At 61.0% G+C, this 15,878-nt stretch carries 13 protein-coding genes; 1 reads left to right on the top strand and 12 read right to left on the bottom strand.

All coding sequences use genetic code 11. The features are described from left to right. Positions 1-273 precede the first annotated feature (273 nt). From dapA to dapB, 3 genes are all read right to left on the bottom strand, one after another. Positions 274-1,209, bottom strand: coding sequence for a 4-hydroxy-tetrahydrodipicolinate synthase (gene dapA / locus HMPREF2528_RS04770; RefSeq protein ID WP_005507104.1), 936 nt, complete (start codon positions 1,207-1,209; stop codon positions 274-276). Positions 1,210-1,406: 197 nt separating this feature from the next. Next, on the bottom strand, positions 1,407-2,069 hold the full coding sequence (locus tag HMPREF2528_RS04765; protein WP_070542766.1) for a tetratricopeptide repeat protein: 663 nt from the start codon (positions 2,067-2,069) through the stop codon (positions 1,407-1,409). 9 nt (positions 2,070-2,078) lie between these two features. Further along, on the bottom strand, positions 2,079-2,849 hold the full coding sequence (gene dapB, locus HMPREF2528_RS04760) for a 4-hydroxy-tetrahydrodipicolinate reductase (protein WP_070542762.1): 771 nt from the start codon (positions 2,847-2,849) through the stop codon (positions 2,079-2,081). 253 nt (positions 2,850-3,102) lie between these two features. Between dapB and HMPREF2528_RS04755 the strand changes: the two genes are divergently transcribed. Beyond that, complete coding sequence (locus tag HMPREF2528_RS04755) at positions 3,103-5,049, top strand: acyltransferase family protein (protein WP_070542759.1); 1,947 nt, start codon at positions 3,103-3,105, stop codon at positions 5,047-5,049. Positions 5,050-5,276: 227 nt separating this feature from the next. Here HMPREF2528_RS04755 and HMPREF2528_RS04750 read toward each other — a convergent pair whose 3' ends face one another. The 9 genes from HMPREF2528_RS04750 to HMPREF2528_RS04710 all read right to left on the bottom strand — a co-directional run bounded on the left by HMPREF2528_RS04750 (position 5,277) and on the right by HMPREF2528_RS04710 (position 15,769). After that, a complete protein-coding gene (locus HMPREF2528_RS04750) occupies positions 5,277-6,608 on the bottom strand; it encodes a M16 family metallopeptidase (protein ID WP_005507100.1) in 1,332 nt (443 codons plus the stop codon). A gap of 22 nt (positions 6,609-6,630) precedes the next feature. Beyond that, on the bottom strand, positions 6,631-7,677 hold the full coding sequence (locus HMPREF2528_RS04745) for an acyltransferase family protein (RefSeq protein WP_168160859.1): 1,047 nt from the start codon (positions 7,675-7,677) through the stop codon (positions 6,631-6,633). A 142-nt stretch (positions 7,678-7,819) separates the two neighbouring features. Beyond that, a complete protein-coding gene (locus tag HMPREF2528_RS04740; protein ID WP_070542755.1) occupies positions 7,820-10,039 on the bottom strand; it encodes a polyribonucleotide nucleotidyltransferase in 2,220 nt (739 codons plus the stop codon). Between the two features lie 401 nt (positions 10,040-10,440). Beyond that, entirely contained in the window at positions 10,441-10,710 is a 270-nt protein-coding gene (rpsO, locus tag HMPREF2528_RS04735) for a 30S ribosomal protein S15 (protein ID WP_005507098.1), read from the bottom strand. A gap of 303 nt (positions 10,711-11,013) precedes the next feature. Then, positions 11,014-12,420 (bottom strand): amino acid permease, encoded by a 1,407-nt coding sequence (locus HMPREF2528_RS04730; RefSeq protein WP_070507720.1) that lies wholly within the window; start codon positions 12,418-12,420, stop codon positions 11,014-11,016. A gap of 252 nt (positions 12,421-12,672) precedes the next feature. Then, on the bottom strand, positions 12,673-13,011 hold the full coding sequence (locus tag HMPREF2528_RS04725; protein WP_070507722.1) for a hypothetical protein: 339 nt from the start codon (positions 13,009-13,011) through the stop codon (positions 12,673-12,675). A 210-nt stretch (positions 13,012-13,221) separates the two neighbouring features. Further along, positions 13,222-14,115: a 5'-methylthioadenosine/S-adenosylhomocysteine nucleosidase gene (gene mtnN, locus HMPREF2528_RS04720; RefSeq protein WP_070507724.1), complete on the bottom strand. Its 894-nt coding sequence runs from the start codon at positions 14,113-14,115 to the stop codon at positions 13,222-13,224. After that, positions 14,115-14,573, bottom strand: a complete 459-nt coding sequence (locus HMPREF2528_RS04715; RefSeq protein ID WP_005507094.1) for an S-ribosylhomocysteine lyase — start codon at positions 14,571-14,573, stop codon at positions 14,115-14,117. The genes mtnN and HMPREF2528_RS04715 overlap by 1 nt, the downstream gene beginning before the upstream one ends. Before the next feature lie 179 nt (positions 14,574-14,752). Continuing rightward, entirely contained in the window at positions 14,753-15,769 is a 1,017-nt protein-coding gene (locus HMPREF2528_RS04710; protein WP_070542752.1) for a bifunctional riboflavin kinase/FAD synthetase, read from the bottom strand. Positions 15,770-15,878 lie beyond the last annotated feature (109 nt).

The following is a 15,878-nucleotide window of genomic DNA, read 5'->3' as shown; positions in this document are numbered from 1 at the left end:
GGTGCGTCCAAATCACCGAAAGTATTCAAAAGTATTCGGGGGCGTAGTGCGCGGGTGCTTCTACCTAAGCTGGGCCCCTGTCTGAGTGGGTGGGCCGAATCATCGACGGTAAACCGCGGCAATACGCCAGAGCGGACCCCTCACCTAGTGTTAGGTGTGGAGTCCGCGTCCGTTGGCTACATCATGCGCCCCGAAGTCGGGGTGTGACGGTAGCCGAAGTCCTCTATATATACGCGCTCTGTACGATAAGTTGTGCAGGTTCTGCGTTAAAGTTTAGGCGTTCTTTAGGGTGTGAGCGATGCTCGAGGAGAGCAGGTCAGCTCGCATAGCCTGGGCAACCTCCGGTTCGGAGAGTACGTGCGGCAGGCGAACGACAGGCTCATCCAGCACACCCTGCCAGGAGAGAATTTCCTTGGCGGCAACGCAACCGGGGGCACGGCCCATGGTTGCTCGGACAATCGGAGTCAGTTCCAGGTGAAGACGCTGAGCCTCCACCAGGTCCTGTGCAACGACAGCATCAATCAGGGCACGGAAGAGTGCGGGTGCCACATGTGCGGTCACCGAAACGAGGCCGACGGCGCCCATTGCCATCCAGGGAAGGGTCAGTCCGTCGTCGCCGCTGTAGTAGTGCAGGTCGGTGGTTGCCATGACCTCGGTTGCGGCACCGAAGTCTGCCTTGGCGTCTTTCACCGCTACAATACTATCAATTTCTGCAAGGCGACGGTAGGTTTCGGGTGCGATGGGGATGCCCGCACGACCCGGAATATCGTAAAGCATGACGGGGGTCTCAGTTGCCTGCGCAACGGTCGCAAAATGGGCGTAGACACCCGGCTGAGTCGGCTTGTTGTAATAGGGGGTCACAACCAGCAGGCCGTCCACACCAATCTTTTCGGCACGGTGCGCCAGCTCAATAGTATGCGCCGTATCGTTCGAACCAACACCGGCAATAATCTTCGCGCGAGAACCGACGGTATCCTTCACAATCTGGAAGACGCGCTCGTTCTCGTCATCGGTCATGGTGGAGTATTCACCGGTGGTACCGCAGACCACCAGACCATCGTGGCCGTTCTCCACAAGGTAGTTCGCCAGGTCTGCAACCTGCTTTTCATCAACGGAGCCGTCCTTCGCGAAGGGGGTCACCATTGCGGTCAGGAGGCGACCGAAGACAGGTTCAACAAAAGTACCGGGGTTCGAAAGGTTCTCAGACATATGTCCAGAGTACGCCCGAAATGCAGATTTTTGCTACAGGACGCATAAGTTTTCATGCGTGTTCTACTATTCGGACTCTTTCAAACCCGCGGTACTTCCGCGAGAGCCTATGAAACCGGGCACATATCCTCGGTACTATCCATCAACCCCACACCGAAAATAAATGCGGGACTGAGGATGGAGCGCAGCGCTTGCGCCTAACGCATACCCTTCGCCTGACCGCCCGAACGCAACGCCCACGCGTTGCGCATCGCCGCACGGGCACGCTTACGCTCGCCGCCCGCATCGTACATGCACGCCAGGTTGAACCACGCCTTCCAGCTATTCGGCTCCTGCTCAACCGCCGCCGCAAAGCCTTCAAACTCCACCGCCGCCGCCTCACGGTCCACACGACCCGCCGGGGTGCGCGGCAGGGTATCCTCCGCCAGCTCACCCGAAGCAGCCAACTCCTGAGCCATACGCTGAATACGAGCACCGAAAAGCACCTCACGCACCAGCGCCCACGCACCCAGAATCGGCAGCAGAATCATACCCGCGCCAAGCACAATGCCAGCCACCGAACCGGAGGTGAGCATCACGAACCCCTGCTGCGCAATGTGTACCAGGTACAGGGTCAGCAGTGCGCAAGTCAGTGCCGCGAAGGTCTTACCCCAGCCGCCTGCATCCACCGTCACGAAGACGGCGCTAAAAATCAGCACGCCCAGAATAGATGCACGCGCCGCCAGCGGCAGCGGCAGAATCAGCACGGTCAGAACCATCAGCACGCAGGCACAGACGGTCCACAGGCGCAGCGACGTCCACCAGGGGCTAGGAGCCTCGGAAGATACCTGCGAGGCGTCGGGTGAAGTTTGTTCAGACATAACGCTCCCCTACGACAAATCCATGTAGGCGTCCAAGCCCACGCTCAAACCGGGATGCGCCGCCACCTCACGCACACCCAGCAGAACACCGGGCATAAAGGAGGTACGGTCAAAAGAATCATGACGAATCACCAGCTGCTGACCGGGGTCACCCAGCAGAATCTCCTGATGCGCCACCATACCACGCAGACGTACTGCATGTACGTGAATATCGTCGACCACGGCACCGCGCGAGCCCAAAGGATCGGAGGTGGTGGCATCCGGGCTTGCCCCCACGCCAGCCTCCGCGCGGGCGGCAGCCACCTTGCGGGCGGTGTGCACAGCGGTACCGGAGGGGGCGTCCACCTTGTTCGGGTGGTGAATCTCAATGATTTCTACCGATTCGAAGTAGCGTGCCGCCTTCGCCGCGAACTCGGTGGCGAGAATCGAACCAATCGCGAAGTTCGGGGCGATGAGCACACCCACCTCGGGGTGCTCGGTCAGCAGTTCGCGCAGGGAGTCCAGGCGCTCGGGGGTCCAACCGGTCGTACCAACCACCGCGTGCATACCGTGCTCCACCGCGAAACGCACATTCGCCTCGCTGGATTCGGGAACTGTCAGGTCAATAACAATCTCTGCGCCGGCATCGACCAGCTCCTGCAGGTCATCGCCACGGCCCAGTGCCGCCACCAGGTCCATGTCTGCGGAGGTGTTGACGGCGCGCACCGCCTCAGAGCCCATGCGGCCTGCGGCACCGAGTACCGCTACCTTCCAGATTTTTTCGTCGCCCTCGTGGGCCATCTTCTCTCCTCCGTAGCTTTTGTGCACCCCGACTATGGGGCAGACGCTGTGACGTACAGCCTCTATTATCCCCCGTGTGGGCGCGGTGCACGCCATCGCACACGCTGGGTGAGATACCCCGCGGAACCTCAGCGGTCTAAAAAGCGAAGTAATCTAACCGTCATACAAGCCGTTTAATACGCTATCTAAAGTTAGCAACCATATAATTAGGAAGTATTTCTATAATTTCCATCCTACGGAGTGCTTTGACAGTATGAAGTCCCTCTTTACCTCCTCCGTGCGTCCAGATGAGGCTAACCGGCGTTATATTCTGCCGGGTCTGGACGGTCTGCGAGCAATCGCCGTGCTCCTCGTGATGGTGTACCATTTCTGGCCCACCGTACTACCCGGCGGCATGATTGGCGTGGATATTTTCTTCGTCATCTCCGGTTTCCTGATTACCTCCCTGCTTCTGCGTGAAGGTGCTCTCACCGGCAAAATTGCCCTGGGCAATTTCTGGATCCGACGTGCCCGCCGTCTGCTTCCCGCCATTACCCTGCTGATTCTGGTCATGGGACCGGTCAGTCTGCTCATTGGCGGCGATATTCAGGTGAACCTGGGCCGTCAGCTCGCCGGTGCGGCGACCTTCTCGTCCAACTGGATTTCCATTTTTGCCGGTAACGACTACTTCGCGCAGACCTCCCCGGAGCTCTTCACGAACTTCTGGTCCCTGGCGGTGGAAGAACAGTTCTACGTGGTATGGCCGCTGCTGATTGTTGGCGCCGGCGTGCTGCTGCGCCGCCGCTGGCGTCGTTTTAGCGTGGTCATGGTGCTGGGTATTATTGCGTCGCTGAGCACCGCCACCGCACTGCTGATGTCCGGCTCCCCCATTAGCCGCGTCTACTACGGCACCGACACTCACCTGTACGGCCTGCTGCTCGGCGCCCTGCTGGCGTTTGCGCGCCCCTGGTCGCTGTACCCGCCGTTGCAGCAGTCCGTGCTGTACCGCGTGGCTCAGCCCTTCGGCCTGGTTGCCTTCGCCCGCGTCATGATCAGCTGGCTGTCCCTGTTCGCTCTGATTCCCTACGCAATTCTGGTTCCCGAGTCGGCTCCCGGTGCGATTCCCTGGGGTCTGTTCGGCGCCTCCCTGCTGGCGCTGGGCGTGATTCAGGGCATGCTTCCGGACATGCTTGCTGGCGCTTCCGAGGTGCTGCGCCGCCTGCTGAACTTCGCTCCCCTACGCTGGGTGGGTGAGCGCTCCTACGGCCTGTACCTGTGGCACTGGCCGCTCGCCGTGGTCATGCACTACCTGATGGGTGCGGACCGTTCCCCGCTGGTAAATGTGGGCGTTTTGGTGGCGACCTTCGCGATTGCGGAGATGTCGTACCGCTGGGTTGAGACCCCGATTCGCCGCTACGGTTTCCGCGGTAGCGCTAACCGTGTGGTGGCGGCTTTCCAGTCCTCGCGCACTAAGTTCCTGCCGGTTTCGGTGGCTCTTGCCGTTGTTGTGGCTGCTGCTTCGACCGGCCTGGCGGTGCACACCGCTCCGGCAATGACTACCGCCCAGCAGTCCGTTGAGGACGGCAAGCGTGCCGCCGCTGAACGCCTGAAGGCTCGTCAGGAGGCACAGGCTGCGAGCGCATCGGCAAGCCCGAGCGCTGCGGGTAAGGACGCGAAGCCTTCGGCAAGTCCCTCGGAGTCGAAGGCCGCGACCGGTTCGGTGGATTCTTCGCAGGTGACCATTGTGGGTGACTCCATTGTGGTGGCGGTATCCCCCGAGCTGTACGACAAGATGCCCGAGGCATCTATCGATGCGGCTGAGGGACGAACCATTGCTAAGGCCCTGCCGATTATTAAGTCCATGGGTGCCAACGGCCAGATTCGTAAAACCTTCGTGCTGTCGGTGACCGCGAACTCGACCATTCTGGATGGTCAGCTCGACGAGGTTCTGGCGGCTATGCCCGCCGATTCTAAGCTGGTGCTGGTCACCGGTTACGGCCCGCGCAACCTGACCTGGATTGACTACTCGAACGGTAAGATTCGTGAGTTTGCGGCTCAGCATTCTGATCGTGTGATTATTGCGGATTGGAACTCTACGATCCGCCAGGCTCTGCAGACTCAGAGTGGTCTGCTGGCCTCTGACGGTGTTCACCCTGAGGTTGCTGGTCAGGAGCTCTACGCCCAGGTGCTGATGGAGGCTATTGCCAAGGCGCAGAAATAGTAGCTCTCAGCAGTAGCTTTTCGGGTTCTGCCGCTCATGCTGAGCGTCAAGAGCATGGGCAGCAGAGCGCCCGGAAGCACTTCTTGGAGGCATCTCTTTGACTTGGAGGCATCTCTTTGATAGGTGCCGATACATACAAAATACCCGTTCCCTCCCCCGATTTGGTGGGGTGTGGGAACGGGCGTTTTTATGCCTTATCAGCGTTGTGCGTTAGGGATGTTCAGGGGTTAGCGCACGATGGTGGTAATCATCTGCTGCTGCCCCAGGTACGCCGCAAGGTCGCGAACCTCCTCCAGGGAGACCGCGCGGATCTTCTCCAGCAGCTCATCGGTGCTGGTGAACAGTCCCGAATCCAGCTCGGCACGGCCCAGGCGGGACATGCGCGAACCCGAATCCTCGCTACCGAGCACGGTGGAGCCAGCCAGCTGGCCGCGGACCTTCGTCAGCTCTTCCTCGGTAATACCGGCGGTGGCGAGCTTATCGAACTCGTAGCCCATGACCTCGCGCACCTGCTCGGTCTTAGCGGGCAGGCAGCCCGCGTACATGCCGAAGTAGCCGGCGTCCGAGTACGCACCGGAGAACGCAAACGTGCTGTACGCCAGACCGCGCTTCTCACGAATCTCCTGGAACAGACGCGAGGACATGCCCGCACCGAACGCGCTGGTCAGCACGCTCATTGCGTAGCGGCGGTCGTCACCGGCGATAATGCTCGGGCAGCCCATCACAATGTTGGTCTGTTCGAAGCCCTTCTCCACCTCACGCAGCTCGCTCAGCGGAACGATGCCGCTGTCGGTGCGTACGCGACGCGGTGCCGGTGCCACGCCCTCCTGCAGGTTCCAGCCGTAGCGGGTCAGCGCCTCCAGCACGAGGCGGACCATGGTGCTGTGCTCCAGCGAACCGGCGGCAGAAATGACCAGGCGGTCCGGGGTGTAGTAGCGCTTGTAGTGCTCCCACACGGCGTCACGCGGCACCTCGGTAATCTCCTGCGGGGTACCGCCAATGGGGCGGCCCAGCGGGTTCTCGCCCATGAGCTGCTCCACGAAGTTCTCGAAAGCAACGTCGGTCGGGTCGTCCTGGTCCATGGCGATCTCTTCGAGGATCACGCCGCGTTCCTGTTCCAGATGAGCCGGGTCCAGCAGGGCGTTGGTGACCATATCGGTGATGACGTCCACCGCCATGGGTGCGTCATCGTCGAGCACACGCGCGTAGTAGCAGGTGTGCTCCTTAGCGGTCAGGGCGTTGGATTCGCCGCCTACCGCGTCGAAGGAGGATGCGATGTCCAGGGCGGTGCGGGTTCCGGTGCCCTTGAACAGCAGGTGCTCCAGGAAGTGGGTGGAGCCGAGCATGCCGGGGGCTTCGTCGCGGGAGCCGACTCCCACCCAGAACCCGATGGATACGCCGCGGGTACCGGGCATTTTTTCGGTAATCACGCGTACACCACCGGGCAGGATGGAGCGGCGCACCTCGTTACCGCCTACACCCTCGTAGATGAGGCGGCCGTGCTCATAGTTGAGCTCTTCGGCGATGGCCTCAAGCTCGACGGGCAGGGAAATAGACATTCAGCGTCCTTCGATATTTCGATTAGCTAATTTTTCGTTCAAGAGGGCGAGGCAACGCAAACAGCGGAACCCGCAGCTTCTGAGCGCAGTACCCCATCAGGAGCGAGGCGAGGATCGCGAAGATCGTTCCTCCCACCAAGAACAGGGGCACCGAGAAGAAACCGGACTTAATCAGTACGAAACGGAAAGCTGCACCGCACACAATATGCGCGATGAAGATTTCCAGGGAGTGACGGCCCAGGTAGGCGAGCCATCCGCTCCACGGAACCCGCGCCAGCAGGTAGGAGAGCGAAAGCACCGCCAGCGAGGACATCGCCGTTGCAAGAATACCCATAGCTACCGCACCGACATTATTCGTGAAGTAAGGAATGACGGTAGGCGGAGTAGCCTGAAAGTTCATCAGAAGATAGATGTAGTCGAACAGGGCAACAGCAACGATACCCGCGTGAGCAGCCAAAGGAATGGAGCTCATAATGCGCTGGAATCTCTCATAGCCAAGGGCTACACCAACGAGGAAGAAGAAGAGCAGCGAAAGACCCTGCGTGCCGACATATTCGCCGATGTAGCCCCACGAGGCAAGCGCAAGAATCGCTGAACCAGCAATCGTTAGGGCAGCAATAGCGTTCTTCTGCCATACTCGCGTCACCACAGCAATAATGGTGACAATCATGAGCCAAGGGAAGAACCAGAGCTGACCCTCGGGCTTCCACAGCTCGAGCAGGCTCATAACAGTCGTCTTATCGGAAGAATTAGACGGGAGCACAAGCTTCATGCCCACCTGCAGAACCTGCCAAATAACGTAGAGGTATCCGAAGAGGATCAGACGCTTTGTCAGGTATGAGGAGGGGGTAGTCTTCGTGGCTCCTCGTGCGACAAAAAGGCCGCTCAGAAAAGCGAAAACTACCAGGTGCCAAAAATAGACACCGTAGTCAAACACATATTTGTAGGGGCGGAAGGCTTCCGTCCCCAGTCCAGATGCCCACATCCCTCGATGAATGTGCCCAAACACAATTGCAATGATTGCGATGCCTTTAGCAATATCAATTGTGCTGTCACGTCGTGTCTGCATTCGCTCACTTTCTTTCCAGTGCAAGAGAAATATATTAATCTTATCTCTCTTACTCGCGAACAAGGGGCGCCCGGTGCATCCGGCGGGGAATGAACCGCACCGGGTGCGCCGGGCGCCCCTCATCACTTAGCGGGGGTTACGACTACTCGTCGTCGCCACCCTCAACGACCGGTGCCAGCGAGAGCTTGCCGCGGTCATCAATCTTGGTGATTTCCACCTGGACCTTCTGGCCCACGGAGACAACGTCCTCAGCGTCAACAACGCGCTTGCCGCCGTTGAGCTTACGCATCTCGGAGATGTGCAGCAGGCCGTCCTTACCGGGGGTCAGGGAGATGAACGCACCGAAGTCGGTCACCTTCACCACGGTACCCAGGTAGCGTTCGCCAACCTCGGGAACCTGCGGGTTAGCGATAGCGTTCACTGCCGAACGTGCTGCCTCTGCGGAGGGGCCGTCAGCTGCGCCGATGTACACGGTGCCGTCGTCCTCAATGGAGATGTCTGCGCCGGTGTCTTCCTGGATCTGGTTGATCATCTTACCCTTGGGGCCGATGACCTCACCGATCTTGGCAACCGGGATCTTCACGGAAATAATGCGCGGTGCGAACTCGCTCATCTCATCCGGTGCGTCAATCGCGCTGACGAGCACCTCGAGGATGTGCAGGCGAGCCTCACGTGCCTGGGTCAGTGCGCCAGCGAGCACGGATGCGGGGATACCGTCGAGCTTGGTGTCCAGCTGGATAGCGGTCACGAACTCGGAGGTACCTGCAACCTTGAAGTCCATATCGCCCAGTGCGTCTTCCGCGCCAAGGATGTCGGTCAGGGCTGCGTAGCGGGTCTCGCCGTCAACCTCGTCAGAGACCAGGCCCATTGCGATACCTGCAACGGGTGCGCGCAGCGGCACACCGGCGTTCAGCAGGGACAGGGTCGATGCACAGACCGAGCCCATGGAGGTCGAGCCGTTGGAGCCCAGAGCCTCAGAGACCTGACGGATTGCGTAGGGGAACTCTTCGCGGGAGGGCAGCACCGGGGTGATTGCGCGCTCTGCGAGTGCACCGTGGCCGATTTCGCGGCGCTTGGGCGAACCCACGCGGCCGGTCTCACCGGTGGAGTACGGCGGGAAGTTGTAGTGGTGGATGTAGCGCTTGGACTTGAGCGGGTGCAGGGAGTCCAGCTGCTGCTCCATCTTGAGCATGTTCAGGGTGGTGATACCCATGATCTGGGTCTCGCCACGCTCGAAGAGGGAGGAGCCGTGCACGCGGGGCAGGATTTCAACCTCAGCGGTGAGCTGGCGGATGTCGGTCAGGCCGCGGCCGTCAATACGGACCTGCTCGGTGAGGATGCGCTGGCGCACGATGTGCTTGGTCAGGGCGGCGAATGCCACGTCAACCTCGTCGGCGCGCTCTTCGAATTCCTTACCCTCGCCGGTCAGGGCCTCCTTGAGGTCTTCCTTCAGCTCAGCTGCTGCTGCTTCGCGCTCCTGCTTACCAGCGATGGAGTACACCTCGACCAGGCGGTCTGCGGCGAATTCCTTCACGGCTGCGTCCACGTCCTCGCCGTGGCCGCCGAAGAAGGGCAACTCAAGAGCGGGCTTGCCGGCGCGGGAGGCCAGGTCAGCCTGGGCCTTGCACAGGGCGGCGATGAAGGGCTTAGCGGCTTCCAGACCCTGGGCGACGACCTCTTCGGTGGGGGCGGTCTGGCCGTCTTCCTTGATGAGCTTCCAGGAGTTGTCGGTGGCCTCAGCCTCGACCATCATGATCGCGACGTCTTCGGTACCGTCAGCCTTGGTGACGATACGACCGGCAACAGCCATGTCGAACACGGCGTTTTCCAGCTGGGAGTACTTGGGGAAGCAGACCCACTGGCCGTCAATCAGTGCCATGCGCACGCCACCGATGGGGCCGCTGAAGGGCGCGCCGGAGAGCGTGGTCGATGCCGAAGCCGCGTTGATCGCGAAGGTGTTGTAGATTTCGTCCGGGTTGTAGGTCAGGACGGTCACGACGACCTGCACCTCGTTGCGGATGCCCTTGGTGAAGGCGGGGCGCAGCGGGCGGTCAATCAGGCGGGCTGCCAGAATGGCCTCGGTGCTGGGGCGGCCTTCGCGGCGGAAGTAGGATGCCGGGATCTTGCCGGCTGCGTACATGCGCTCTTCCACGTCCACGGTCAGCGGGAAGAAGTCGAAGCCATCGCGGGGAGACTTGCCGACCACGGTTGCGGAGAGCAGGGTGGTCTCGTCATCGATAGTGACGAGCACCGAGCCGTTAGCCTGCTTGGCGAGACGGCCGGTTTCAAAGCGCACGTGGCGCTTACCGTGAATGCCGTTGTCGATTTCGACTTCAGCAAACTTGATTTCGGGACCTTCCACGGTTCCTTCTTTCTTCTTGGCAGGCCGTACGGCGCACGAGTCGGCCTTCGATAGGAAACCACGGCACCTCTCCCCCGCCTTTTCGTGTGCTCGACGTGTGTCGGCACGGTTGTGGGGGTGGTGTTGTTCCGTAATTCGCTACCGAGGACCGCGGCGTGTGTGCCGGTACGGCCCGTGTTCTTTCTTTCAGGTGAGGCGGCATCTTCTCGCGCAGCTTTGGAATCTAGCCCAAAAACCTAGCGCAGGAATCTAGCTAGCGGAAGATGCGCCCCTCAACGCGGCAGTACGGACGCGCTGGCGCTACCCGCCTCCGAAATGGAGGGCTGGTAGTGCTGACAGCACGTCCGCACACACCGCCTAAAGGCGATTAATCACCACAAAAGCGTCAAGACGCTCCTGTTTTATCGGCGCAGACCCAGGCGCTCGATCAGCGAACGGTAACGCTCGATGTCGACGCTCTTCAGGTAGCCGAGCATGTTGCGGCGACGACCAACGAGGATCATCAGGCCACGACGGGAGTGGTGATCGTGCTTGTGGAACTTCAGGTGCTCGGTCAGGTCGGCGATACGACGAGACAGAACTGCAATCTGAACCTCGGGCGAACCGGTGTCGCCCTCGTGGGTTGCGTATTCCTTGATGATTGCCTGCTTGACAGCGGGATCCAGTGCCACTTTTAACTCCTAGAGTTAGTACCGCATACGTCCCGTACGGACGGTTGCCGCCGGGTGGTGGGCTTACGCCCTGTAATACACGTCGTCTACTGCGGACTGCAGACGCGTTCTTCCCATTCTACGCTACCGAGGCGCTTTCGTGGAAGGGTGAGCAGAAGCCCGGCGACAGGTAGCTCATCACACTACCGGTCGCCGGGCTTCACAGCCGGGCTCTCACGCAGGGCTCTCGCACCGGGCTTTACGTTGAGGATTCAGCGTTTATGCTTCTGCTCTCTGTGATTCTGTTCTCTACGCTTCTGTTCTCTATACTTCAACGCGAGCGCGGACCACCACGAGGCGGTAGTAGCCCAGCAGGAACAGGCACCAGATTGCGCCCATCACCAGCGCCAGCTGGGTATCGGCGAAGCAACCGAAGAGCACCACGATAAAGATCATGAACGCCAACGCCAGGTAGCTCAGCCACAGGGGCTGGCGCACCGGCTGCGGGTCAGTATCGGCGCCGCTACGCTTGAACGCAATGTGCGCCAGCAGAATCATGACCCACACGAACACCGTCGCGAAGGTCGCCAGGGAGGCGACCACCTCGAACGCGTTCTCAAAGAGCACGTTCACAATCACGCCGACTGCCATAACCAGCACCATGATGAGGGTGGTCATCCAGGGCGCACCGTTCTTCGTAACCTTCGCAAAGGAAGCCGGCGCCAGGTTCTGCTTCGCCAGGCCGTACATCATGCGGCCGGCACCGTACACGTCCGCGTTCAGCGCAGAGATGGCGGCGGTAATGATGACCACGTTCAGAATCGAAGCGGCAGCCGGAATGCCCAGGCCCTCAAAGATTTGCACGAACGGCGAGTTCGCCTTCGTCACCGAGTACCAGGGGTACAGGGACATGATGACCGACAGGGTCAGAATGTAGAAGATAAGGATGCGGAACGGCACCGTGCGAATCGCCTTGGGAATCGAGGTGCGCGGATCCTTCGCCTCACCGGCGGCAATACCGATGTTCTCGATACCACCGAAGGCAAACATCACCACGGTAAAGCAGGCGAGGAAGCCGGTAAATCCGTTCGCGAAGAAGCCGCCTTCAAGAGCCCAGAGGTTCGTAACGGAGGGCGCCACGGAGTCGTGCGCCTGCACACCCACGAAGAGCAGAACCACGCCGCCAACAATCATGGCGATAATGGCGCTGACCTTCACGAGAGTGAACCAGAATTCGGTTTCGCCGAACGCCTTGACCTTCGCCAGATTAATGGCGAGCAGAATCAGCAGAACCGAGACGATCCAGATCCAGGAGGGGCTGTTCAGGAACCAGAACTTCATGTACACGGCAAAGGCGGTGACGTCCGCAATGGCAACCAGCGCCATTTCCAGGGCGTAGGTCCAGCCGGTCACAAAACCAGCCCAGCGTCCGAGGTAGCGGGTAGCGTATTCGGAGAACGCTCCGGAGACCGGGTGCGCCAGGGCGAGTTCGCCCATTGCGCGCATCACCATGAACACTGCCGCGCCGCCAATAACGTAGGCAAGCAGCACGGAGGGGCCCGCCAGCTGAATGGCGGATGCCGAGCCGTAGAACAGGCCGGTGCCGATGGCGGAGCCGAGGGCGATGAACATGATGTGACGCAGGGAGAGTCCACGCGCTAGCTGCGGGCTCTCGGAGGTAGCCTCAGCTACGCCCTGCTGTACCGGGGATGAGTCCGGAGTGGTATTCATCTTCTTCTTTTCCTTTACCTCGTGGGGTGTACCCGCCGGTGGCGGGGAAACGTATCGGGCGGTGCCGCAGCTCAGCAGGTGACTGAGAGCGGTACCGGTTGATTCACTCCCCATCGAGTGATGGGGCGTTGCGCGGAAGGTGTTGCCTTCGCGCGTCGCCCCGGCGCATCCGCTCCCAACCGGTACGGTGGGAGGGAACGCAAAAGACGGCGGGAAGGCAACGTTGCCTTTCCGCCGTCTTTTCGTCAAAGATTACTTCTGTCGCTTACGTCCAATGACGATAGAGCACAGAGCGGTTGCAGCAGTCACAGTGTAGACTGCAGGCCACGCGCCAAGCTTCTTGGCGAGCGGATGAGCGGCGCCGAACGCGCCGAGGTAGAGAGCGGTGAGGAAGGTGGCACGGCCTGCGCCAGCCTTACGCTTCCAATTCTTGTAAGCCACGGCACCGCACAGTGCCAGGACAGCGCCGCCGAGCGGGCGGATGCCGGTGCTAGATGCAACCTTGTAGCCACCGAGCAGACCGGTGACGGAGGCGAGAGTCGGGCAGAACTTCACGACGTACTCCTCTGTGAGATCGGACAGTTTCCACATTCATAGTACTCCACGACACACAGAATGTATATTCACCGCGGTTAATATTTCTGCGTTTCTCGCGGTTCAGGCGTAAAACCGGGCGCAGAGACCGGTACAAAAAGACCGGGGCGTGAACCCATCGGTTCACGCCCCGGCACTTCCTCCGGCATTTCAAACAGCGGGCTCAGATTCGTATCCCGCCGCAGTCTTACCGCGTGTTCTAGAGGTTTAGAGAGCCAGATCCAGCGCCTCCAGCTGCGCTTCGGTCCACAGCTCAGCAGCCAGCTGCAGAGCGTAACGAGCCGAACGAGGAGCCACTACGTCCATGGAGAGGTGGAAGTCCTGGTCAGCCTCCGGGCCGCACAGATCAGACACGCAACGCACACCGATAAACGGAATCTCGTAGTTGTGGCAGACCTGCGCAATAGCGGTGGTCTCCATGTCGGTGCTGATGGCGCCCTCGAATGCCTCGCGGGTGTCCTTCACGTTGTGGGCGGTCACGAAGGAGTTACCCGCCAGCATCTGGCCGCGGCGCACCTCCCACGCGCTCTCAGCCTGCTCACGCACCGGCTCCAGTGCGGCGAGCGCATGCTCCAGAGCGTCCTGCCACTCATCCGCCTGACCGTCGTAGCTTTCGGGCATGCCGGGAACCTGGCCGCGCGCGTAACCGAACGCGGTCGCGTCGGCGTCAGTGTAGGTGTAGTTCTCGCCAATCAGCACGTCGCCCACGTTGATGCCGCGCGCCAAACCGCCGGCGGTACCTGCGCTAATGACGCCCAGGCAGTTCGAGGAGTAGCTGATTGCCTCGGTGACGGCGCTCGCCGCGTTCACCAGACCAATCTTGGAGCGAACCAACAGTAGCGGAACCTGGTCCTCGCCCACCTGCAGGTAGCGCGGGTGGAATACTGCCGCGCCCTCGGTGAAGGACGGCTGCAGCTCCTCGGTCACCTTCAGGAAGGGTGCGAGCTCCTCATCCATCGCCACCTGAATAATGATGGCGTTGGACATGCCGTCCATCAGCTCAAACATGCTGTTGAACGCCTCAGCCGGGTCGAAAGCGTTCGGGTCAAAGTCCACCGGGTTGAAGGCGGATGCGAAAGCGTCAGGGATCTGTGCGCTCATTACGCCATCACCTGCGCCCACTCATCGCGTGCCGCGAGGAACTCGCGAGCCGCAGCCTGCGCGCCTTCGAGGGTGTGGTTGGCACCCCAACCGCACTGCACCTCGTTCGCTGCCGGAACCTCGGTCGCGTTGAGGATATCGTTGAGGGTTGCTTCCAGGATGGGGAAGAACTCCTCGGGCTCCAGGCCCAGGGTCAGCGCGTAGAAACCGGTCTGGCAGCCCATCGGGGAGAAGTCAATCAGACGGTCGGTGTGGTTGCGCATGTGCTCGGCGCTCAGGTGCTCGATGGAGTGCACAGTCGGCATTTCCAGGTGCGCGGTGTTCGGCTGGGTGAAGCGGATATCGTACTTGATGAGGGTGTCGCCACCGGGCAGGACCTTGCGGTCTGCGATACGCACGTAGGGTGCTGCTACGGCGCGGTGGTCGAGGTTGAAGGATTCGACGTTCATTTTTTCCATGACTCTATCTTCTCTTAAAACGGGGGCGACTAAAACAGGGATGCCTCGCGGGTGGCACATCCGGACGGGTACGCGAAGCCCCGGCGGCAGATCCGAAAATCTACCGCCGGGGCATCACACGTCATCACCGCAGAAAACGCAGGCTGCGGCGCCCTGTGGCTGGGTTACCCGTGGTGGGGTTAGAGCTGGGGATGCTTCACTTCCGCCTGCACCGGGCACTCCGGCGGGCAGTAACTTTTAGCGTCCTCAGCCAGCACCTCGCGGGTCTTGGCCACGTCATCGTTAATCTGCTCGATCAGCGCCTCCACACCGGTGTAGGCCACCATGGGGCGAAGTCGCTTCACGAACTCGATGAGCACGTGCTGACCGTACAGGTTGAAGTCTTCCACGCGTTCCTCGGGGCGGTCAATCACATGCGCCTCCACCTGGCGGTGCTCGATGCCGTCAAAGGTCGGGTTCGTACCCACCGAAATGGCGGAGGGGTGGCGGGTACCCGCCTCATCCACGAGCCAGCCGGCGTACACGCCGTCCGCGGGCAGCAAGCCTCGCGCCTCAAAGTCCAGGTTCGCGGTCGGGAAGCCCAGCTCGCGGCCACGCGCCAGACCGTGCACGACCTCGCCGGCCATCATGTGATGGCGGCCCAGCAGCTCGGTCGCGGCCGGCATGTCGCCCTCCAGCAGCAGCTGGCGGATGCGCGTCGAGGAGCAGCGGGTGTTCTCATCCACCATGAGGTCCTCCACGACCACGACCTCGAAGCCGTACTTCTCCCCCAGCTCACGCATCGTGTTCAGGTCGCCCGAGTTGTTGCGGCCAAAGCGCACGTCGTCGCCAATCACCACGTAGCGGGCGTTGAGGCCGTCCACGAAGGTGGTCTTCACGAACTCCTCGGGGGTCTGCTGCGCGAACTCCAGACTGTAGTGCAGCAGCAGGTAGTCCTCCAGGCCCAGCAGGCACATGTAGTGGCGGCGAGCGCCCTGGCTCATGATGTCGTGGTGGGCCACCTCGGGGCGGTGCACCTGAATGGGATGCGGGTCGAACGAGACCGCGATGGAGCGCAGACCGTGCTCCTCAGCGAGGGACACCACGCGTGAAATCACGCGGGCGTGCCCACGGTGCACGCCGTCAAAGTTGCCGATGGTCACGACCGAGGGGCCATAGCCGGCGGGGACGTCGCTCAAAGCGGTGTAGAGGGTCACGGGCTCTCCTGAAAAGTTAAATGTACCTCTCCATCCTAGACCACGGGCGGCAGGATAAAGAATTAGCGGGCACTCATCGCTAGAGAATGGAACGGGGACTCGGCAAGCG

Source organism: Rothia sp. HMSC078H08, assembly GCF_001808955.1.
Classification (GTDB): domain Bacteria; phylum Actinomycetota; class Actinomycetes; order Actinomycetales; family Micrococcaceae; genus Rothia.
The sequence above is the reverse complement of the archived record's forward strand: the minus strand, read 5'-3'. Positions and strand labels throughout refer to the sequence as shown.